At 33.4% G+C, this 21,864-nt stretch carries 18 protein-coding genes; 15 read left to right on the forward strand and 3 right to left on the reverse strand.

Going from position 1 to position 21,864, the window contains the following annotated elements:
• Nucleotides 1-59 precede the first annotated feature (59 nt).
• Entirely contained in the window at nucleotides 60-1,124 is a 1,065-nt protein-coding gene (locus RT412_RS01420) for a hypothetical protein (RefSeq protein ID WP_313339578.1), read from the reverse strand.
• A gap of 160 nt (nucleotides 1,125-1,284) precedes the next feature.
• Between RT412_RS01420 and RT412_RS01425 the strand changes: the two genes are divergently transcribed.
• The 8 genes from RT412_RS01425 to RT412_RS01460 all read left to right on the forward strand — a co-directional run bounded on the left by RT412_RS01425 (nucleotide 1,285) and on the right by RT412_RS01460 (nucleotide 9,231).
• A complete protein-coding gene (locus RT412_RS01425) occupies nucleotides 1,285-3,417 on the forward strand; it encodes a DNA topoisomerase 3 (protein ID WP_313339580.1) in 2,133 nt (710 codons plus the stop codon).
• Between the two features lie 208 nt (nucleotides 3,418-3,625).
• The gene (locus RT412_RS01430) at nucleotides 3,626-4,759 is read left to right on the forward strand and encodes a sodium ion-translocating decarboxylase subunit beta (RefSeq protein ID WP_313339582.1); all 1,134 of its coding nucleotides are present in this window, start codon (nucleotides 3,626-3,628) and stop codon (nucleotides 4,757-4,759) included.
• Nucleotides 4,760-4,769: 10 nt separating this feature from the next.
• Entirely contained in the window at nucleotides 4,770-4,895 is a 126-nt protein-coding gene (locus tag RT412_RS01435; RefSeq protein WP_313339585.1) for an OadG-related small transporter subunit, read from the forward strand.
• A gap of 75 nt (nucleotides 4,896-4,970) precedes the next feature.
• The gene (gene secD, locus RT412_RS01440; protein ID WP_313339587.1) at nucleotides 4,971-6,236 is read left to right on the forward strand and encodes a protein translocase subunit SecD; all 1,266 of its coding nucleotides are present in this window, start codon (nucleotides 4,971-4,973) and stop codon (nucleotides 6,234-6,236) included.
• A complete protein-coding gene (secF, locus tag RT412_RS01445) occupies nucleotides 6,237-7,151 on the forward strand; it encodes a protein translocase subunit SecF (protein WP_313339589.1) in 915 nt (304 codons plus the stop codon).
• Between the two features lie 14 nt (nucleotides 7,152-7,165).
• Complete coding sequence (locus tag RT412_RS01450; protein ID WP_313339591.1) at nucleotides 7,166-7,591, forward strand: hotdog domain-containing protein; 426 nt, start codon at nucleotides 7,166-7,168, stop codon at nucleotides 7,589-7,591.
• 117 nt (nucleotides 7,592-7,708) lie between these two features.
• The gene (locus RT412_RS01455; RefSeq protein ID WP_313339594.1) at nucleotides 7,709-8,335 is read left to right on the forward strand and encodes a RecX family transcriptional regulator; all 627 of its coding nucleotides are present in this window, start codon (nucleotides 7,709-7,711) and stop codon (nucleotides 8,333-8,335) included.
• A gap of 8 nt (nucleotides 8,336-8,343) precedes the next feature.
• Nucleotides 8,344-9,231, forward strand: coding sequence for a GGDEF domain-containing protein (locus RT412_RS01460; RefSeq protein WP_313339597.1), 888 nt, complete (start codon nucleotides 8,344-8,346; stop codon nucleotides 9,229-9,231).
• A 24-nt stretch (nucleotides 9,232-9,255) separates the two neighbouring features.
• Here the strand turns inward: RT412_RS01460 and RT412_RS01465 are convergent, their stop codons facing one another.
• Entirely contained in the window at nucleotides 9,256-10,416 is a 1,161-nt protein-coding gene (locus tag RT412_RS01465) for a S8 family peptidase (RefSeq protein WP_313339600.1), read from the reverse strand.
• 230 nt (nucleotides 10,417-10,646) lie between these two features.
• Between RT412_RS01465 and RT412_RS01470 the strand changes: the two genes are divergently transcribed.
• The 6 genes from RT412_RS01470 (at nucleotide 10,647) to RT412_RS01495 (ending at nucleotide 18,248) form a co-directional block, all read left to right on the forward strand.
• Nucleotides 10,647-11,330 carry a response regulator gene (locus RT412_RS01470; protein ID WP_313339603.1) on the forward strand — a complete coding sequence of 228 codons (684 nt, stop codon included), beginning with the start codon at nucleotides 10,647-10,649 and terminating at the stop codon, nucleotides 11,328-11,330.
• 46 nt (nucleotides 11,331-11,376) lie between these two features.
• Entirely contained in the window at nucleotides 11,377-13,161 is a 1,785-nt protein-coding gene (locus tag RT412_RS01475; RefSeq protein WP_313339605.1) for an ATP-binding protein, read from the forward strand.
• Between the two features lie 16 nt (nucleotides 13,162-13,177).
• On the forward strand, nucleotides 13,178-14,566 hold the full coding sequence (locus RT412_RS01480) for a hypothetical protein (RefSeq protein ID WP_313339607.1): 1,389 nt from the start codon (nucleotides 13,178-13,180) through the stop codon (nucleotides 14,564-14,566).
• A gap of 16 nt (nucleotides 14,567-14,582) precedes the next feature.
• Nucleotides 14,583-15,428: a two-component system regulatory protein YycI gene (gene yycI / locus RT412_RS01485; protein WP_313339610.1), complete on the forward strand. Its 846-nt coding sequence runs from the start codon at nucleotides 14,583-14,585 to the stop codon at nucleotides 15,426-15,428.
• Nucleotides 15,429-15,612: 184 nt separating this feature from the next.
• Nucleotides 15,613-16,878: a UDP-N-acetylglucosamine 1-carboxyvinyltransferase gene (locus RT412_RS01490; protein WP_313339613.1), complete on the forward strand. Its 1,266-nt coding sequence runs from the start codon at nucleotides 15,613-15,615 to the stop codon at nucleotides 16,876-16,878.
• 11 nt (nucleotides 16,879-16,889) lie between these two features.
• The gene (locus RT412_RS01495) at nucleotides 16,890-18,248 is read left to right on the forward strand and encodes a transglutaminase-like domain-containing protein (RefSeq protein ID WP_313339616.1); all 1,359 of its coding nucleotides are present in this window, start codon (nucleotides 16,890-16,892) and stop codon (nucleotides 18,246-18,248) included.
• A 64-nt stretch (nucleotides 18,249-18,312) separates the two neighbouring features.
• On the opposite strand, the gene RT412_RS01500 is transcribed toward RT412_RS01495, so the two are convergent.
• Nucleotides 18,313-20,379: a sigma 54-interacting transcriptional regulator gene (locus RT412_RS01500; protein ID WP_313339619.1), complete on the reverse strand. Its 2,067-nt coding sequence runs from the start codon at nucleotides 20,377-20,379 to the stop codon at nucleotides 18,313-18,315.
• A 170-nt stretch (nucleotides 20,380-20,549) separates the two neighbouring features.
• Between RT412_RS01500 and lysA the strand changes: the two genes are divergently transcribed.
• Nucleotides 20,550-21,854 carry a diaminopimelate decarboxylase gene (gene lysA, locus RT412_RS01505; protein ID WP_313339621.1) on the forward strand — a complete coding sequence of 435 codons (1,305 nt, stop codon included), beginning with the start codon at nucleotides 20,550-20,552 and terminating at the stop codon, nucleotides 21,852-21,854.
• The last annotated feature ends 10 nt before the right edge of the window (nucleotides 21,855-21,864 follow it).

The following is a 21,864-nucleotide window of genomic DNA, read 5'->3' on the forward strand; positions in this document are numbered from 1 at the left end:
CTCACATAGACTATCCCAATAGAAGAGGTGTGTCCCCCTTCCTATGTCGGGAACATTCCTCATATGTACTTATTTATGGTATTGTCAAAAACCCTGTTAACTCCATCAAAGTCCATGCTGTTAATATAAAATACTTCTAAAAGCTGATGCTGTTTTTTAGCTTCATATAATTTATCAAGTGCCTTGTTAATCAATAAATCATGCAGGTACAGGTTGTTTTCTATTTCAGAAATGTGAGCTTTTAATTTATCCGTATCCATAAATTCATGAATATCAAAAATTTCTTCATATCCATTATGAATTGGATTTTCAGTGCTGATTATCATCAAATTCATTTCAGGAATACAAAGGTGCTGCAATTTTTCTGCTGCCAATGGTCTGTAAAAGCATTCGATATCATATCCTCTTTTTACTGCTTCATCAGCAATTATACTTAATAAGCTTGAAGTATAATTAGTATTTTCGCCGACAACAGCCCAAATTTTTTTATCCTGGTACAATGGCTGAGTATAGCTTATAAATCCGTCTGATGTATAAGCTTCGGAGAACATATTGACAGATTTCCCTTTTTTGTCGGACCAAAAATAAACAGGAAATAGCTTATTTATTACTTGATTACACATTTCATTAAATTTTTTATTATCTATAAATTGGTCGTATAAGGAATTGATTTCTTCGGATATAATTGCAGCTGCCTGAAAATATTTGAATGCGCTCTTGTAATAATGAGATTTGGTTTGGTTTATTTGGATAATTTGATATTTATGCTTTTGTAATTGTTCTCCATCGAGGAATTCGCCTAAATTAATGATTTCATCTGCAGTCCCCGGAAGAATCGGGTCAATCGTATGAGGTGCTGTTCCGTCAACGAAAGCAATTTTCAGTTCGTGTACGATTATACCGTCTATACTATCATTGTCGCCTGCGCAATGTATATAATCTACGGAATAATTCTTTGCTTTCATCTTATCTGCAAATTTTTTCATGAATGAACTTTTTCCTACTCCCGGTCCTCCCTTGAGGATGTATAGCCGATTTAATTTTTCCGGATTTAAAATTGACTCGAAATAGCTTGATAATCCTTTAGATGCGTTACTGCCTGCGAAAAAATGCTTTTCTTTCAAATAATAACCCCCCAATTTTAATGATGTTTTTATTATATGTGGATGTATAAATCTTGTTAATAAAAAAATATGGCTGTACATTTAGATTGACGGAAAAATGGACAAATAATTAATCCTATGCTATAATACTTTGGCAATAGGTTAAAAAAGGAAGATTTTTATGAAATTAATAGTTACCGAAAAACCTTCAGTGGCTAAGGATATAGCCAGAGTTTTAAACATTAAGCAATCAAAAGAAGGATACATACAAGGCACGGAATACATAATTACCTGGTGCGTGGGACATTTAATTCAGCTTGCATATCCCGAAGAATATGATACTAAGTACAAGGTTTGGAATATTAATGACCTGCCAATTTTTCCAAAGCAATTTAAATATTCTGTCAACGAATCTACAAAAAAACAGTATGAAATTGTAAAAACTCTTATGAACAGAGACGATGTTGATGAATTAATCTGTGCAACTGATGCCGGTCGTGAAGGTCAGCTGATTTTTGGTTACGTATATGTAAATGCATGCTGTACAAAGACGGTAAAAAGGTTATGGATAAGCAGCATGACTGATGAAGCAATAGCTGAGGGCTTTAATAACCTCAGGGATAACAAGGAATACTTCCCTTTGTATCAATCAGCAAGAGCTCGTTCAGAAGCGGATTGGCTGGTGGGAATTAACGCTACACGATTATTTACCGTTAAATACAATCGTATGCTTACAATAGGCAGGGTTCAGACTCCAACCCTATCACTGATAGTATCAAGGCAAAAGGAAATAGATAATTTTGTTTCGCAGCCCTTTTATGAGGTTGCTGCTGATTGTGAAATGTTTACGGCTACCTGGTTCAATAAAAACGGAACTCGAATAGATGAGCTTGAAAAAGCAGAAGCAATAGCAGAAAAATGCAGAGGTAAGGAAGGAACTATAACAAAATTAAATACAAAGAGAGCAACAACCGAACGTCCATTGCTATATGATTTGACGGAGCTTCAAAGAGACGGCAATAAAAGATACGGGTATTCTGCGGAGCAAACTTTGGATGCGGCACAAAATCTATATGAAAAATATAAATTAGCAACGTATCCGAGAACTGATTCAAGATATTTAACAAAGGATATGAAGTCAAAATTAGCAGGATTACTGCAAAATATTAAGGATGGATGGAAGGATTCTGAAGATACAAAATATTGTGTAGATAAAATATTCAAACAAAAAATAAACGCGGATAAAAGAGTTATCGATGATTCAAAGGTAACCGATCACCATGCCATTATAGTTACGCCTAACATACGAAATATTCATAATATCAGACTTCCGGAAAGAGAGGCAAATATTTTAAAATTGATAGTTGCCCGGTTTATAGCTGTATTGGACAGAAAGCAGGAATACGACCAAACTGATATTGAATTGCATATAGACAAAGAAAAGTTTAAGGCAAGAGGAAAAAAGATAGTAATTCCCGGTTGGAAGGAAGTAGAGGATATAATGCTCGGCAAGGTTAAGGAAGAGTCGGAAGATGGTGAGATAAATATAAATCTTACGGAGGGAGATAAAATAACCCCTAAGGAAATAAAGGTTTTAACTAAAAAAACATCTCCTCCTAAATCATACACAGAGGCAACCCTTCTTACTGCTATGGAAACGGCAGGGAAGCAGATTGAGGACGAAAAATTAAGAGAGGAAATGAAATCAATCGGTTTGGGAACTCCTGCAACGAGAGCCGGCATCATAGAAAAGCTCATATCGGTTGGTTACATTAAGAGAAATAAGAAAAACTTAGTTCCAACACAAAATGGTATACAGCTTATAGAAATTGTTCATGACAAGCTTAAAAAACCTGACTTAACAGGTGAATGGGAAAGTGAATTAGGTAAAATAGCCAAGAAAGAGAGTTCATCCAAGGACTTCATTGTGGATATAAAAAAATATGTGGCTGAAATTATAAATGAAGGCAAAATCAGTTCAACCAAAAATGTAAGCTTCGAACATACAGGGAAGAAAAGCAAAAGAGAGATTATAGGCATATGTCCAAGATGCGGGAGAGAAATTTTTGAAAGTAAAAAAAGTTTTTTTTGTGCAGGATATAAAAATTTTCCTTCTTGCAGGTTTTCCTTGTGGAAAGAAGATAAGTTATTATCAGAAAAGGGAGTTACATTAACGAAGGAAATTGCTGCTTCGCTTTTGAAAAACAAGCAAGCGGAGGTAATAACTAAAATGAACGAAAAAGAGCAGAATATTACAATAAGTATGACAGATAACGGATACAAAACAGAATATATATTTACAAAAAAAGATTGAAAAATGCAGGGGTAAGCATCATCCTTGCATTTTTAGTGATAGGGTGAGTATTTGTTAGAATATCGGAGTGATTGAGGGATAGAATAAGCAAATAGCGGTTAATTAAATTAAATTCGACAGAAAATTAATAATTTTTCGTATTGTGAATAATTGCTTATAATTATTTTATGTAATAGAATACTCAGGAATATACTACGAGGAGCAGAAAATGGAATTTTTAATTCAAGGGATTACACAAATTACATGGCAGCAAATTTTAATGTGGATAATAGGCGGTATACTGATTTATTTAGCTATTGCTAAAGAGTTGGAACCGGCTCTTTTACTTCCTATGGGCTTTGGAGCGATATTAGTAAATATCCCCATGTCGGGAGTTTTAAATCAAGTATTGCCCGGCATAGGGGAAGTTCATGGAATAATTGACTGGTTATTTGAGGTTGGTATTGGAGCATCGGAAATGATGCCGCTGTTACTTTTTATAGGAATTGGAGCGATGATTGATTTCGGACCGCTTTTATCAAACCCAAGATTGTTATTGTTTGGTGCTGCAGCACAATTCGGTATTTTCGCAACAATAACAGTTGCCGCATTATTAGGATTTAATATTCAGGACGCAGCATCAATAGGAATAATAGGAGCAGCAGACGGACCCACATCCATATTGGTTTCTCAGGTTCTCAAAAGTAATTATATCGGGCCTATCGCCGTAGCGGCATACTCATATATGGCACTTGTACCAATAATTCAACCTTTTGCAATAAAGTTATGCACTACAGAAAAGGACAGGAAAATAAGAATGAAGTACAATCCTAAAAGTGTATCAAGAATGACAAGATTGTTATTCCCGATAGTAGTTACAATAATTGCCGGTTTAGTAGCTCCTGCATCAATAGCACTCGTTGGCTTCTTAATGTTTGGTAATTTAATAAGAGAATGCGGAGTTTTAAGATCCTTATCTGAAACAGCACAAAAAGATTTGGTAAACTTAATCACATTACTTCTTGGAATTACTATCTCAGCAAGTATGAAAGCTGATGTGTTTATATCATTAAACACATTATTGATAATGGGACTTGGTTTGTTGGCTTTCATCTTTGATACAATGGCAGGAGCATTGTTTGCTAAATTTTTAAATCTTTTCCTGAAAGAAAAAATTAATCCTATGGTTGGGGCAGCCGGTATTTCTGCATTCCCTATGTCGTCAAGAGTCATTCAAAAAATGGGACTTGAAGCAGATTCACAAAACCACTTGTTGATGCATGCGGTAGGAGCCAATGTATCCGGACAAATTGCATCAGTTATAGCAGGCGGTGTAATAATTGGTCTTGTAGGACTAATGTAGGAGGTTAAATATGAATATAGACGTAATTAATTCCCTAAAGCTTATGGGGATGGGAATGGCAGCGATATTTTTAGTTATAATAGTAATATATATATCTGTTAATGTAATGTTAAGGTTGACAAGTGAAAAAAAGTAAAATAAGCTAATAAGGAGAATAATGATTTATCTATTATTTATCATTATTCTTTCAATTTTTTCAAAGGAGAAAAACATGAGAATCAATAAATACATGTATATTCCTGTCATGCTTTTTATAATTTGCGTAGTCCTTGTAGCTGTCTTCGGGATACATGCAGGTTCATTTAATGTAAGAGGTATGAAGGATATTAGATTTGGAATTGATATACGGGGAGGAGTAGAGGCAGTATTCGAGCCGGCTAATCTTGACAGATTGCCTACAGAAAGTGAACTTGAATCCGCAAGAATAATAATGGAAACAAGAATGGATGCCCAGAATATTTTAGACAGAGAAATAACAGTTGATAAAAACAGCGGTCATATAATAGTTAGATTTCCTTGGAAATCAGGAGAAACAGATTTTAATCCTCAAAAAGCGATAGTAGAACTCGGAGAAACAGCAAAGCTTACATTCAGAGATCCTGAAGGAAATATTATGGTTGAAGGTAAAGAGGTTAAGGAAAGTCAGGTTCAATTAGACAGCAGAACAAATCAACCTGTTGTTACTTTAACCTTTACCGATACAGGTGCTAAACAATTTGCTGATGCAACAGAAAAACTTATAAATCAACAAATGTCAATCTATATGGACGAAACATTGATTTCTGCACCGTATGTCAACAGTAAAATAACCGGAGGACATGCTGTTATTGAAAACATTAAAAGCGTAGAAGAAGCAAAGTCATTATCAGATAAAATTAATTCAGGTGCGCTTCCCTTTTCACTACTGTCAAAAAACCACAGTACTATAACTCCTACAATGGGTTCAGGTGCTTTGAACGTTATGGTTAAAGCCGGTATTATCGCTTTCGTATTTGTGTGTTTGTTTATGATGGTTTATTATAGGCTATTAGGAGTAATAGCATGCTTAGCATTGCTTCTGCAGGTGTCTGTTCAGATGCTGGCACTTTCAATACCTCAGATAACACTTACCCTTACAGGTATTGCAGGTATAATTCTATCAATAGGTATGGGTGTTGATGCCAATGTCATAGTATCAGAGAGGATAAAAGAAGAATTAAATGAAGGAAGGTCTTTGGGATACTCTATTGATACAGGATATAAGAGGGCATTTTCAGCAGTATTTGATGGCAATATAACAACTGTAGCAGCGGCAGTAATAATGATGATATTTGGAACCGGTTCAATGCTATCATTTGGTTATACGCTTATGGTAGGATGTATATTAAACTTCCTGTCAGGTGTTACTGCTTCTAAGCTTATGACAAAATCACTTTGTATGAATGATGCATTTTCAAGAAAATCCCTTTATGGAATGAAAGTAAAGGAGGCGAAATAAATGATTAAATTTTATGAGAAAAGAAAAATATTCTTTACTATTTCATTGATAATTATGTTGACAGGGATAATTTCAATATTTATAAACGGAGTTAATTTGTCAATCCAATTTAAAGGCGGGGCAATTCTTAAGTATTCTTTTGAAGGTGAAATTGATACAATAAAGGCAGAAAGCGTAACAACCAAGTTGTTGGATAGAAACACGGAGGTCCAGATAACTGAAGATTTAGTAACACAAAGTAAAAAGTTAGTGTTAAATCTTTCGGGTAATGCAGGACTTGAAGCCAGCGAGCAAGATGAATTAGAAAAGACCTTAAGGAATGAATTTCCAAATTCAAATATTACATTGGCTGAATCAAATGTTGTTGAACCTTTTATAGGTAAAAGATTCTTAACCAACGGGATGATAGCAGTAGGACTTACTTCATTGTTTATTATACTTTATGTAAGATTTAGATTTCAAAGAATTTCAGGTTTATCGGCAGGTGTTATAGGACTTATAGCAATGCTCCATGATGTGTTGGTTGTGTTCTTTACATTTATAATCTTAAAAATGCCTATAAATGACTCGTTTATAGCGGTAACTTTAACGATTATAGGTTATTCAATTAACGATACCATAGTTATTTATGACCGTATAAGAGAAAATCAGCCGTATTACACTAAAAAGTCATTTGAAGAGTTAGTGGATGTAAGTATAAACCAATCATTGTCAAGATCAATAAACACAAGTTCTACAACAGCTATAAGCATTTTAATAGTATATATCCTCGCTTTTCTTTACAATATTGAATCCATAAAGACATTTTCAATACCAATGTTTGTGGGAGTTATAAGCGGGTGTTATTCAACGGTTTGCTTAGCAGGACCAATGCTTGTAATGTGGCATAATAAGAATTTAAGTTCAACAATATAAAAAGAGGTCTGTTTATGAAAAATTATATTTGTTCAAGATTAGTTAAATCAGAAGAATTAAATCATCACGGTACTCTGTTTGCAGGAAGGACAGCAGAATGGTTTGTGGAATCGGCATTTGTCGCGGCAGCATCAACTTTGGGGGATCCTAAACATGTAGTATGCTTGAACATACATGGTTTATTGTTTAGAACTCCTGTTAATAAGGGCGATATAGTTACATTTACAAGTAAGGTTGTTCATTTAGGAAAATCCAGTATTGTCGTATATACGAAAATGACTACAGAGTTGGCAAAGACAACACCGGTTGATGGTTTTATTACTTTTATTTCAGTAGATTGCAAAGGAAATAAAGTTGTTCATGGTCTGTCTTTGGACGAAACAACCGATGAAGAGGAGTTAAAATTAAGAGAAATGGCGAAGAACTTGAATAAAAAATAATATGCCATTTTGAGTATAATGTCATTCTTAGACAAAGTCGAGGAATGACATTTTTGCATAAGTTGCCAAAAATCGACCTATGTGATAAAATAAGTAATATCTTATTAAGAGGTATTTATGAAAAAGATTACAAAAATAGAATACCAAAAGAAAAACAAAGACAGAGTAAATGTATACATAGACGATAATTTTGGTTTCGGCATTGATTTAAATATTTTAATTAAATACTCACTGACTAAGAATATGGAATTGAGCGATGAATTTATAGAGGATATATTAAAAGCAGAGGAAGAAATCAATGTGTATAATTATGGTTTAGCCGTTTTATCAAGAAGTTTGAAAAGTGAAAAGCAGCTTAAAGAGAAAATGCTGGACAAGGGTTATGATCCTGAACTTATTGACAGGGCAATAGAAAAATTAAAGAACCGTAGATACATAGATGACGAATATTACTGTGACTGCTTGGTTAACTCAAGGATTAACGGAATCAAATACGGTAAACGAAGAATAGCACAAGAATTATATGAAAAAGGGGTAGATAGAGAAATTACTGAAGACAAGCTTAAAGGAATTTCAGATGAAGAAGAATTTGAAAGAGCATATGAATTAGGATTAAAAAAGTTAAAATCAATTAAGGAAGAAGATACCCGAAAAAAAAGCAGTAAATTGTCGAATTATCTAATTTATAGGGGCTTTGACTATGATACAGTAAAAAAGGTTGTCGAAAAAATTCTAAAATTATAGGGGGTTGTATGAAGGAATTTGCTGAATATATATCAGATGGTATAGTGCAGTGCAAAATAGCAAGAAAAAATTCAGGCAAAATAGACATTGTAGCAATCTATGCAAACAAACAATCAGAAGCTATTACCGGTAAGCCGGTTGATGAAATACTAAACAGAGGAATGACTGAGGTTTATCCGGCTATTGTGGATTCCATATTTAACTGGCCTCAAATATTAAGTGAAGCTGCAATGACCAGCGATCATAAAATTATCGAACAATATGTTACCGGTATCGAAAAGTATGTAAGATTCAGTATATTTGGTTTTAAAGATGATACATTTTATCTTGCAATGCAGGATTTAACCGAGCAAAAACAAACAAAGAAGTTGTTGCTTGAGAAAAACAGAGAAATAAAATTTCTGGAAAATGAATTAAAGTCAAGAGCGAATGTTGATCCGCTGACTAAACTTTATAATTTCCAATTTATTAATGAGTGTATAAAAAACAGCGTTGTAAATTATAAAGAGGAAGGAGTAAACTTCTGTCTTATAACAATAGATATAGATGATTTTAAGAAAATTAATTTATTATTCGGCATGCAAAAAGCGGATACAATGCTTCAGGATGTTGCTAAAATATTAAGCTCAAATGCTCGTAAAATAGATGTGGTCGGAAGGTATGGCAATGATAAGTTCATTATCATACTAAACAATGTGGATTTAGATATTGCTAAAATTATGATGGAAAGAATTAAGATGGAAATAGAAAATTACAGCCTAAATTATGAAAGTAAATTAAACATATGCGGTTCCATAGTTGAATATGAAGGTGAAACCATAGAGCAATTTATAGAAAGATCAGAATCTCTTTTAAAAAAAGCTCAATCCATAGGAAAGGGAACAATATTATCATAACAGGGAACTTAATGTTCCCTGTTTCTATGAGAAGATTCTGCTTATATCTAATACACCTGCTCCCTGTTCATAGGAAGATGCTTTAATTCTTGAACATGCATTTACTAACTTCCTTTTTATATCATAGTGGCTGTAATTAGGATTTTCATTTAATAATAGTGCTGCAGCTCCTGATACCATCGGTGCTGACATGGATGTGCCGCTTAAGGATGTATATCCGCTTAAATTATTGTTGGACAGTGAATTAATATTAACTCCCGGTGCAATTAAATCAGGTTTTCTGATTCTGTCTAATGTTGGTCCCCTGCTTGAAAATTCAGCAATTCTTTCTCTGATTGATTCTCTGTCATCCAATGCGCCTACTGAAATTACATGTCTTCCGGTAGCAGGAGATAAAATAGTATTTCTCATAGGACCGCTGTTGCCTACAGCTGCAATCACTATAAAATCATTTTCAATAGCATGATTAGCAGCTTTAACAAGAGGGTCCCTTCTTTCCCTGTATTGAGCGATAGCACCCAATGAAAAATTAATAATTCTTGTATTATAATCCTTCTTGCTGTCGATTATGAATTGAACCGTTTCTAATATATCCGATGTATTTCCGTTTCCGATTTCATCTAAAACCTTAATAGCTAAAATATTTGCTTCCGGTGCTATGCCTCTATATTTTCCGTTGGACGAATATCCGCTTCCTGCCAAAATTCCTGCGCAATGAGTGCCATGACCATTATCATCATATGCTTTAGTTTCACCATTTACAAAATCCTTGAAACCGACAATTCTGCTTGTTGGATAAATTAAATCTGTATGTGGAGATATGCCCGTATCAATAATTGCCACAGTTACTCCTTTACCTGTATAACCGGTATTAGTTATTAATTCGGCACCGACTGCCTCTCTTGCCAAATCCATAACTGCAAATACCTTAGCATCATAGCTGATAAATTCAACATCATAATCAGCTGTGAGCTCTAATATAGAGCTCATGCACATTTCACATGCACATCCGTTAATTATGGGCAGGGTATAATTTAATTTATTTGATAAAGAAGAAATTTTACTTTCTTTGATTTTTTTATTATCTTTATAACTTACGATTATCGGTATGACATTATTGTCGTTTGAGTAAATTTGTCCCTTAATAGTAGGACACAACTTATTATAGTCAAAATAATTTCTCATTTAATTCACCTACCTTAAATTAATTTATGCTTTTAATTAAAGATGGTGTTCATTTTTTAAAAACATGGTATAATAATTTACAATAGATTAACAATAGAGGAACGATGGATAGGCAATAGATTAGCAATGGATAAAAAAAGAGAATAATTTTCAGTAAAAATACAATTGCTAAGCAATAGATAGTCAATTGCACATCAATCGCAAATCAATTGTTTAAATAGGAGGAAACTATGCCTAAAATATTAGTAGTAGATGATGAAAGACCAATAGCAGAGATAATTAAATATAATCTTCAGAAAGAGGGCTACGAAGTCCAAACTGCATATGATGGTGATGAAGCAATTAAAATGGTTCATAAAACGAATCCTGAGTTAGTAATACTTGATATTATGCTTCCGAAGAAAAACGGCTTTGATGTATTAAAAGAAATAAGAATGGAATATGTTATGCCTGTTGTAATGCTTACTGCGAAGGAAGAAGAAAATGATAAAATCACAGGGCTTGAATTAGGAGCCGACGATTATATTACTAAACCTTTCAGCAATAAAGAATTGATAGCAAGAGTTAAAGCGAATCTTCGGAGAGTGAAACTCTCAAATGTAAATGAAGAAATGAAATCTAAAATAATTGAAGCAGGTAATTTAACGATAGACATGAACACCTATGAAGTAAGTAAAGATAATAAAATAATAGATTTGACAAACAGAGAATTTGATTTATTGAAATACCTGTTTTTGAATGCTGACAGAGTTTTTAACAGAGAACATTTGTTAAAAGAAGTTTGGGGATATGAATTCGGTGACTTAAGGACAGTCGATGTTACTGTAAGAAGGTTGAGGGAAAAAATTGAAACCGATGAAGATAAATATATAGTTACAAAAAGAGGAACAGGATACTATTTTAAAAGCAAATAAGATGCACTAACTCTATTTTTAAGAGTCTTACATTTGAGGAGCCGTTATGTTTAAAAGTATTAGATGGAGATTGATTTTAATTTATTTTTTGCTTGTATTTCTTGCTATGTCCGTAGTCGGAATTTACATTGTAAGTCAGCTTGAACAGATTCAGCTCGAAATGAATACAAAAAATATGAGTACAAGAATTAAAACTATTATAGATACATCCAGTTCGATCAAGACAGACAACTGGACAGACAATACGGATAAAATCCAACAGAATATCAACAGTATACAGGTCGGATACAATGAATATGTCTATGTTATTATAAATGATGAAAAGAAGACAATTATTGCAAGCAGTGTCCCTGACACTGTCGGACAAAGTGCTTTTAATGCAAATCAAATAAACAATTACGTATTGACTAAATCCTTTGACGGAAGCCCAGAACACATAGCACCGCCGGATCAATATGATGAAAGTGAAAATCCAAGATCTTACCACATGTCTTTTCCTGTATATTCTGACGGAAATATAAAGGGCTACATTTATTTAGTAAACAATATAGAGCATATATATGAAACAGTGGACCAGTCCAAGGAAATAATGACACAAGCTACTATTATTGCATTGGCGTTAACCGTATTTCTCGGCTTGATATTGTCATCCGGAATAACAAAGCCAATCAAAGAGCTTACATTTAAAGCAAAGCAAATGTCTAAGGGAGATTTTGATCAGAAGGTAAGCGTTAAATCAAATGATGAAATCGGGCAGCTAGGCAGTATGTTCAACTTTCTGATTGATGAGCTTAAGCAATCCATGTCCAGCTTGGTACAGGAAAAAAGCAAATTAGAAACTACATTTAAGTATATGGCGGATGGAATTCTGACAGTTGGTATTGACGGAAATATAATACATTCAAATCCGGTTGCCAAAAAGCTTTTATCCTTGCACAGCGAAGATGAAAAATACGATGATGTTGTGAAAAGTATAGATGATAAATTGCTTCTATCTAAATTAAAATCAAAAAAATATCACGGCACCGAAATTTTAGAGCAAAACGGAGAAACATATAATATTGACTATGCACCGTTTATGAATAATCAGAATAAGGTAGGCGGCGTTATTATTGTATTTAAAAATATAACTGAACAGTATAAAATTGATAAGCTTCAAAGAGAATTTGTCGCTAACGTTTCGCATGAGCTGAAAACACCTATTACAACCATAAAGAGTTACACAGAAACATTGCTTGAAGGTGCCATAGAGGAAAGACAATTGGCAGAGGATTTCTTGAATGTTATAAATTCGGAAAGCGATCGTATGTCAAGGCTGGTAAGCGACCTTCTGAAATTATCCAGAATGGATTATGAGCAGACAAAATGGAAAAAGGATAAATTAAATGTAACGGAAATGATTAACGAAATAAGTAAGAAGCTTCAGATACAAGCGAAAAACAAAGATATTAAACTTCATGTAGACTTGCCTTATGACATGAATATATGTTTTGACAGGGACGGCTTTGAACAAATAATACTCAATATTGCCGGAAATGCTGTAAAATATACTCCCGATGGAGGGAATGTATGGCTGAGCGCATCTAAAAATAACGGCAAGGTCAGTATCAGCATTAAGGATGACGGAATTGGTATACCTATGGAGGATCAGGCAAGAGTTTTTGAAAGATTCTACCGTGTAGATAAGGCAAGAAGCAGGGAATTAGGCGGAACAGGTCTTGGGCTGTCAATTGCAAAGCAAATAGCGGAAGCTCATGACAGCACCATAAGCATTAACGGAGAACTAAAGGTAGGAACTGAAATTATCATAACAATTCCTGAGTTAATCTGAAAAAAGGGGATAGTTCATGAAGCATGGTAAAATAAAAAACATTATATTAACGGTAATGGTAATATGCTGTGTATATTTGAGCAGTAACGTATGGCTTAAATTACCGGATTTTATAAAATACGAAACATCGGCAGAAGAAGATGATGATATCAGTAACGTCATCATACAAATCTGGAATGTAGTAAAACCCGTTAAGCATGTTATAAATTACGATGAGAATTATACGGTTGATTATTCTGATGAAAATAATATGTGGGGCAAGGCAGTACAGGTTTTGAACAATGTATTTGCCGCTTTTAATAATGCAGATATTTCCCTTACACCTGCGTTTCCTACGCAATATTTAAAATTCGATTTTTCTGATAATATTCCTGTCGGAATTTTTACAGGACAAATGCAGATTAACAATAAAAATATTTCAGATACAATTAAATATATAAAAAATGTAATTATAGATTTAGATAATGCAAATTCAATATATATATATAACGGTGAAAATACTATTAAAATTACCAGCAGTGCAATAGATACATCAGAACTAGCTGATATTATAAAACAGTATAGCTTTGAAAATTCAACACAATTTGCATATTATCAAAAAATAGGCAATGAAACCATCCAGGTACCCATCCCATTGGAAACAGTAGCCCGAAATCCTATATTTGTAAGGTCGGAGCTTGATGTGTTCGATACAGAAGCAATAAATAGAATTGCCAGAGGATACTTCAAAAAAGATTATGACTATGTGAGAAAATCGGTTGAAGTAAACGGTAATGTTTCGTATATGTACCGAACACAAAAGTTATTGCGTATAACGGGAGAAGGGCTTCTGGATTTTTATGATGCAACAACGGAACTGGAGAACTCCTCGGATGTATATGAAAGCTTTGTAGCTGCAGTGGGATTTACAGAGGGATTTTTAGGATTTCCTAAGGATGTTTATTTAAGTGATGTAGAAAATATAGATCATGACGGAAATCATGGCTACAGATATATATTTTCTTATAAAATTATTGACAGACCAATTTTATTCAGCAGAGTGAGGGCAAATGCAGCACTGCAAATAGATGTTGTAGGAGATGATGTAGTAGCATATAAGAGATTTATAAGAAATATAAACGAATCACAATCAAGCCAGATGAATGAAATTGCAATAATTCCGGCTATTGATGTTATTAATAAAAATTTAGATTATGATACACCTGATGACGGCTCAGACCAGGCACCTGAACTCAAACCTTTAAAAGAAGAAATGATTAAGGATATAAGCAATATATACTTAGGATACTTTGACTTGTCCAGAGTTTCGGGAGAGCAGCTGCTGAGAGTATGCTGGGTAATTGAAGTTAAGGATAAGACGTTTATATTTAATGCAATAACTGGAAGCCTGATAGAAGAATGGTAGCAAGGATGTGATTTGAGTGGATTGGAACAAATCAAATATAATATTTATAGTTGCGTTTATAATTTTGAATATATTTCTTCTTTCATATTCTTTTAACGATATTTTTTCCGAAGAATATAATATAATGTCCGATAAGGATTTTATTGAAGATGTGGAAAATATTTTAAAGGAAAAAAACATTGTAATTAATTGTGAAATACCGAAAGAAATATACACTCTTCCTGTATTGGACACAGAATACAGAATTATTAATATAGATAAAAAAATGCTGGAGAAATTTTTAGGCGAAGGAATTGATCCGGTTGAAAATGTTTTTTTATATAGCAATCAAAAGGGAGAATCAATTGAAATAATTGAAGGTAAAAAATTTATTTACACCCTGAGAGAAAAAGTAAACGGTAAATTAGAAGCTAATTTGAAAATTGCGGATGAAATAGATAATTTCTTAAAAAATAAAAATATTGATGGGTCAGGCTTTAGCGAAAATTACAGAATCATTACGGATGACTCAGGCTTTATAATGTATACAAGATACTACAATAACGTAAGCGTTGATAATTCCTATATGAAATTTTACATTGATAAAAATGGTATCTATAAATTTGAAATGCAAAAAATAATTGCCATAAAAGAAATAGCAGAAAAATTAAATACATTCACAGCTGCTGAAAGCTTATTAAAGCTATTGTCCTATGATGATGTAGACAATAAGGAAATTATAAGAATAGATATGTCATATTATAGTATAGAAGATGAGAATTGGCAGGTTATTTCGGGAATAAATTCATATCCTGCGTGGAAAGTTATTTTTAGTGATGGAACTCAAAAACATTTAATAAGCCCTAACATTTATTTTTATTGAAAAAATTACAGTTATATTATATTATTATATGATGAAAGATGCCCTAACCCTATTTTTAGAGTCTTTTTCTGAAAAATAGCGGTAGGCAATTCAAACACAATTAAAGCACTTTTTAAGGTATTATTTTACTTAATGTAATCATACTTATATTCATTATAAATAAACAAGAATTGAGGAATTATATATGTCAAAATTCGTTATAGAAGGTGGATCAAAGCTAAAAGGCAAAGTTAATATCGGTGGATTTAAAAATGCTGCAGTTGCAATAATCCCTGCAACATTGTTATGTCCCGGCAAATGCACTATTCAAAACGTACCTAATATAGAAGATGTTAATGTTTTTTTAGATATTCTAAAAGAGTTAGGAGCTGAAGCAAGGTATATAGATGACACTACTATTTATGTTGATTCAGCAAATGTTGAGGGTTGTTATTTAAAAAATGGTTTATCTAAAAAAATGAGGGCCTCATATTACTTGCTTGGGGCAGGTCTTGGAAGATTCAAAAGCAGTTCATCATTGCTTCCCGGCGGATGTGATATCGGTGAAAGACCGATTGACCAGCATATAAAAGGCTTTGAGGCATTAGGAGCAACTGTTGATATTACGCCTGATGGCAGAGTCAACGTACATGCAGATAAATTAATAGGAAACAAAATATACTTAGATAAAGTAAGCGTTGGGGCTACAATTAACATAATGCTTGCAGCAGTATATGCAGAAGGCAGGACTACAATTGAAAATGCTGCAAAAGAACCGCATATAGTTGACACTGCAAATTTTTTGAATTCCATGGGAGCCGATATAAAAGGTGCAGGAACTGACGTTATAAGAATAAACGGTGTAAAAGAGCTTACGGGATGCACATACAGAGTTATTCCTGACCAAATTGAAGCAGGAACATACATGATAGCTGCTGCGGCCACAAAGGGAGATATTATTATAGATGATATTATACCGAAGCATCTTGAACCGATTACAGCTAAGCTGAAAGAAATGGGCTTAGGCATAGAGGAATATGGTGATTCTATGCGAGTTTTTTATGACCGTGAACTGATTCCCGTTAATATTCAAACATTGCCTTATCCCGGTTTTCCAACTGATCTTCAACAACCTATGACTGTTCTGTTATCAACATTAATGGGAGAAAGTACAGTTGTTGAAGGGGTATCGGAGGATAGATTTAAGTATGTGAATGAAATCAACAGAATGGGTGCTAACATAGAATTTACTAAAAAGCAGGCAAAGATAATCGGTACTGACAAACTGAAGGGAATGGTGGTACAAGCCACGGATTTAAGAGCGGGAGCTGCTTTAATAATTGCCGGCTTAGTTGCCGACGGTTTAACAGAGATTACTAGCATACATCATATAGACAGAGGATATGAACATATAGAAAATAAATTTATGAATCTTGGAGCAAAGATTAAAAGGGTGAAAGACGAAGAATAAGGGGGCAAAAAATGTTATTGAAGGATTTAAAGTATTTAAAAGTAAATCTTCCCGAGGATATACTTAAAATGAAAATGAGCGGTAGCTTTGCAGATGCAATTAAATTAATCGATTTAAGATTGAATAAGCAAATTCCTGCTGCTATGAGGAAAAGATTAGAGTTAGAAAAAGAAATTATAAATATAATTAAAGGCGAATACACATATACATTTGATGAAGCTTTAAAGAAATGTCAAGATAACATAAAGGATTTTACTAAAGAAGAATTAATATTCCTACAGGAAGACAGTCAGGCAGATTGGATATTAGTAGACGGTCAAGTGAAATTCAATGATAGTTTCTACGGTTCCTTGCTCGTTACGAGAGCTGATTTAAACGAAAGATTGATAGAACAGAAAGAATCACGCAATGAAAGAGCGGAATACTTAGATGCAAACATCAAGGATATGAAAGAAAACAAAGAAGCTTCATATTATATACATTTAAAAACAACTCTTGAAATAAAGGACGAATGCACAAGAACAGGAGAAAAAATAAGGGTTCACATGCCTCTCCCCGCAAATTGTCAGCAGAAAAATATAAAAATAATAAAAACAACACCGGAAGCAACGTTTATAGCTGATGAAACCCATCCGAGCAGGACGGCATATTTTGAAACAGTTTTACAGGGAAATATGGAGTTTTCAGTAGAATACTCCTATGAAAGTCATTTGAGATACAATGAACCATATTCAGAAAAGGTATCAAGACAGCAGCCAACTTTTGATACCAATGAATTTGAACCTCAAGTTATGTTTACACCGTATATTAAAGAGCTTGCAAATGAAATAATTGGTGAAGAAACGAATCCTTTAATAAAGGCAAGAAAAATATATGATTATATAACTCAAAATGTAAAATATTCATATATGAGAGCATATTCAACAATTATCAATATCCCTGAATATTGTGCATTAAATTTAAAAGGTGATTGCGGAGTTCAGGCACTTTTGTTTATAACGCTGTGCAGATATGCAGGTATACCTGCTAAGTGGCAGTCAGGCTTGGCTGTAACACCGTATCACGTAGGACCTCACGACTGGGCACAATTCTATGTGGAACCATATGGCTGGCTGTTTGCAGATCCGTCATTTGGGGGCGGCGGTTACAGAAACGGAAACATGGATAAATGGAATTTCTATTTTGCTAACTTAGATCCTTTCAGAATGGTAGCTAATTCAGAACTTCAGCATGAATTTGATCCGCCTAAACAATATTTCAGACACGACCCATACGATAATCAGGTAGGCGAATGTGAATATGAAGACAGAGAAATAAGAAGAGAAGAATTTAAAGTAAAATTTGAATTGATTGAAATGAAAAAAATATAGCAAAATTTATTACGTGTAAAGCAGATAAATTGGTTAAAGTGGTGCGTGCTTTAACCAATTTATTTTAATTAGCTTTTAAATTATTATAAACCTTTATACCTTTCTCATTAATTTTAGTACCGCCTCTGCCGTGGGACATTTTAATAAGACCTAAATTATTTAAATCATATAAAATACTTCTTATTTCCTGCTGTGTAAGAAAACGTCCTAAAGATTTTGCATGCTCAGCTATTGAATTTCTGCCCATTGTTGTTTGTTTAACATATCCATTATACAACATTTCCAAAACGAAACAATAATCGTCCAATTTATTTCCGGATATTTTTTTCAACAAATTAACATCCAAATCATTTTCATGTATTTTTGGTTTTATATTTAATCCCTTATGAAAACTTACAGGCAGATCTTCATATTCAATATAATCTTTATCCAAATAAGTAAGGTATTCAATATAATTGTGGAGCTCTCTGACATTACCGTTCCAATCGTGTACCATAAAAGCATTTTTCACTTGGGGAGAGAGTTCAAATTGTCCGTTAAGCTTCTTTTTTATATCTTCAAGCAAAATCATTATATCCTCACCTCTGTCTCTTAACGGAGGAATTTGAATAGGCAAAGTATTTAATCTGTAATATAAATCACTTCTGAAAACACCTTTTGTAACAAGCTTTTCTAAATTTTCGTTTGAAGCTGCTATTATTCTTACGTCAACACTTATTATCGTGTTGCCGCCAACTCTCATAATTTCTCTTTCCTGTATAACTCTCAAAAGCTTAATTTGCAATGCAGGACTCATTCCTTCAACTTCATCCAAAAATATAGAACCCTTGTGAGCAAATTCGAAAAGTCCTAATTTACCGCCCTTTTTTGCACCTGTAAAAGACCCTTCTTCATATCCGAAAAGCTCACTTTCCAATAAATTATCAGGCATAGCAGCACAGTTAATTGCTATGAAGGGGTTATTCTTTCTGTCAGATTCATTGTGAATGGCATGGGCAAAGAGCTCCTTGCCTGTTCCGCTTTCTCCTGTAATCAGTACAGCTGAATTATTCGCAGCCATTTTTTTAGCTATTGCACATGCCTTTTTAACTGTATCGCTTTCGCCTATTATATCATCAAAAGTATATTTAGCCTTATGCCCCTTATTTAAAAGTTGAATACGCAGGTTTTGCTGTTTGGATTCTTCTTCCGTAAATCTTTGTATAGTAGCAAAGGCACCAATATATTCATTTCTTCTTATAACCGGAGCAACTGTAACATTTATGTCAACGCCTTTGAATTTTACAAGGCGGTTGGTTATTTTTTTTCCCGTTTGTCTGCATTCATAAATTGGCAGGAAAGGAAAAGTAGATTTTACTTGCGTTTGTATTGCTTGCACTTTATTTATGCCTGTTATTTCTACCGCTTTTGAATTACAAGCATAAATAACATCGCTTTCATTAACTCCTATAATTCCTGCATCAATTATTTCCATTAATATTTCAAATTGGCTTTCCATGTTCAGGGAACGATCAAAAATCTGATTAAAGTTGTAGTTACTTGAGGCTATTGAATTGAAATATTCCTTGAAGTTTTCCCTTTCCAGTAGGTAATCAAGCTTTAAACGAAGGGCCATTTCAACAACAGTGTTTGAATCAGGCACACGATGACCAAGATCTATAATATTTTTTACCGTCTCTGGTACGTATCTGCTTTCACCAACAGTAATAGCGAGTCCACATTCCTTTGCGAGTTTTGCACCGGGGAAACATGGTACTAAATTAATGTGGTTAATACCAAGCTGTGAAAGTCTCGCAATACATTCCCGCACCATAATTTCGCTTAAATTTACAAAATAAGCGCAGGTACCCTTTGGAACTTTCATTAATGCTTCAATATTCTTTTTTGTGAATTCAACATTAAGCTCAACTTTAGGAGTGTCCGCAGGCAGGTATTTTTTATAGTCATTAATATCTTCAAAGGCATCAGTTGTAACAACAAATACATCTGCATTATCGATATTATTGATAGAACCGTTCAACACGCTGTATGAGCTTATACTGACTAAATCTCCAAAAAGTGATTTTATTATGTTTTCATAAAATGTAGAAACATGTTTGCCTAATGTTATAACAGCTACTTTTTTAGTCATGCTTTCACCCTTTCTAAATTCTGATTTTAATGTTATAGGTTTTTTTATAATATGTCAAGAATATGTATATATCTATATATTATGTTAAATTTCAACTTTACTTGGCATAAAATTTGCATAATTATCTTTGTAGAGTTATAATTTCAAATAATAATTATTAAGGGGATACTATGTTAAGAGAAATTAAAAATAACATCTTGTATTTTGACGGATGCAGTACAGTGGAATTAGCTGAGAAATACGGAACACCTTTGTATGTAATGAGTGAAACATCTATTGTGGAAAAATGCAAAGAAATAAGAGATACATTTTTAAACAAATATGAAAGAACGAGAGCTGCATATGCTTCAAAAGCATTTTTAACTCTTTCAATGTGCAAGATAATTGAAAGAGGAGGACTGTGTATGGATGTAGTTTCAGGAGGAGAATTATATACAGCTATAAAAGCAAATTTTCCTGCAGAAAAAATAGAGTTTAACGGTAATAACAAATCAATTGAAGAATTAGAGCTTGCAATTGATTATAACATCGGAAGAATAATAGTAGACGGTCTTGACGAGTTAGACATTATAGAAAGTATTTGTAAGGAAAAAGGAAAGAAAACCAATATATTATATAGAATAACTCCCGGAGTTAAAAGTGATTCTCATGATTATATAGTTACAGGGAAAAAAGATTCTAAGTTTGGGATTCCGTTAGATGATGAAGTTATATTTCCTGCAATTGAAAAAGCGATAAATTCAACGTACATAAATTTTATGGGATTTCATTTTCATGTCGGTTCACAGCTGCATAACAATGAATCACATTTAAAGGCATTAGAAATTGCATTAAAGTTAATAAAAGATACTATAGATAAATATAATTATACTATACCTGAATTAAATATAGGAGGTGGATTCGGAATACGCTATACAGATGATGATGATAAAAAACCATATGCATATTTCTTAGATCCAATGATGGCAAGAATCGAAGAATTTTCAAAGGAAATGGATATAACAAGACCCGAAATTGTTATTGAGCCGGGCAGAAGCATAATAGGTGAAGCAGGAATAACGCTTTATACAATCGGTACTATAAAGGATATCAAAGGTATAAGAAAATATGTGTCTGTTGACGGTGGAATGACCGACAATATAAGACCTGCATTATATCAAGCTAAGTATGAAGGTATTATAGCTAATAAAGCAGAGCAACCAAGCTCAGATTTAGTTACAATAAGCGGAAAATGCTGCGAATCAGGAGATATACTTATTAAGGATGCACATATAGCATTAGCTGAAAGAGGAGATATACTTGCTATATTTTCAACGGGTGCATATGGTTACTCCATGGCAAGTAACTATAATAAAAATCCTATACCGGCAACAGTGTTGGTTAAGGACGGTAAATCAGAAATTATAGTAAAAAGACAATCATATGATCATATGATTGCAAATGAAGTAATACCGGAATCGTTGAAAAAAATATGAGGAAGTGATG

The organism is Sedimentibacter sp. (genome assembly GCF_032080165.1).
In the GTDB taxonomy this organism is placed as follows: domain Bacteria; phylum Bacillota; class Clostridia; order Tissierellales; family Sedimentibacteraceae; genus Sedimentibacter.

What these genes read in the sequence shown, in the direction of transcription:
- RT412_RS01425 (WP_313339580.1), top strand. Translation starts at nt 1,285, where the DNA reads ATGAAATTAATAGTTACCGAAAAACCTTCAGTGGCTAAGGATATAGCC.
- RT412_RS01430 (WP_313339582.1), top strand. Translation starts at nt 3,626, where the DNA reads ATGGAATTTTTAATTCAAGGGATTACACAAATTACATGGCAGCAAATT.
- RT412_RS01435 (WP_313339585.1), top strand. Translation starts at nt 4,770, where the DNA reads ATGAATATAGACGTAATTAATTCCCTAAAGCTTATGGGGATGGGAATG.
- secD (WP_313339587.1), top strand. Translation starts at nt 4,971, where the DNA reads ATGAGAATCAATAAATACATGTATATTCCTGTCATGCTTTTTATAATT.
- secF (WP_313339589.1), top strand. Translation starts at nt 6,237, where the DNA reads ATGATTAAATTTTATGAGAAAAGAAAAATATTCTTTACTATTTCATTG.
- RT412_RS01450 (WP_313339591.1), top strand. Translation starts at nt 7,166, where the DNA reads ATGAAAAATTATATTTGTTCAAGATTAGTTAAATCAGAAGAATTAAAT.
- RT412_RS01455 (WP_313339594.1), top strand. Translation starts at nt 7,709, where the DNA reads ATGAAAAAGATTACAAAAATAGAATACCAAAAGAAAAACAAAGACAGA.
- RT412_RS01460 (WP_313339597.1), top strand. Translation starts at nt 8,344, where the DNA reads ATGAAGGAATTTGCTGAATATATATCAGATGGTATAGTGCAGTGCAAA.
- RT412_RS01465 (WP_313339600.1), bottom strand. Translation starts at nt 10,416, where the DNA reads ATGAGAAATTATTTTGACTATAATAAGTTGTGTCCTACTATTAAGGGA.
- RT412_RS01470 (WP_313339603.1), top strand. Translation starts at nt 10,647, where the DNA reads ATGCCTAAAATATTAGTAGTAGATGATGAAAGACCAATAGCAGAGATA.
- RT412_RS01475 (WP_313339605.1), top strand. Translation starts at nt 11,377, where the DNA reads ATGTTTAAAAGTATTAGATGGAGATTGATTTTAATTTATTTTTTGCTT.
- RT412_RS01480 (WP_313339607.1), top strand. Translation starts at nt 13,178, where the DNA reads ATGAAGCATGGTAAAATAAAAAACATTATATTAACGGTAATGGTAATA.
- RT412_RS01490 (WP_313339613.1), top strand. Translation starts at nt 15,613, where the DNA reads ATGTCAAAATTCGTTATAGAAGGTGGATCAAAGCTAAAAGGCAAAGTT.
- RT412_RS01495 (WP_313339616.1), top strand. Translation starts at nt 16,890, where the DNA reads ATGTTATTGAAGGATTTAAAGTATTTAAAAGTAAATCTTCCCGAGGAT.
- RT412_RS01500 (WP_313339619.1), bottom strand. Translation starts at nt 20,379, where the DNA reads ATGACTAAAAAAGTAGCTGTTATAACATTAGGCAAACATGTTTCTACA.
- lysA (WP_313339621.1), top strand. Translation starts at nt 20,550, where the DNA reads ATGTTAAGAGAAATTAAAAATAACATCTTGTATTTTGACGGATGCAGT.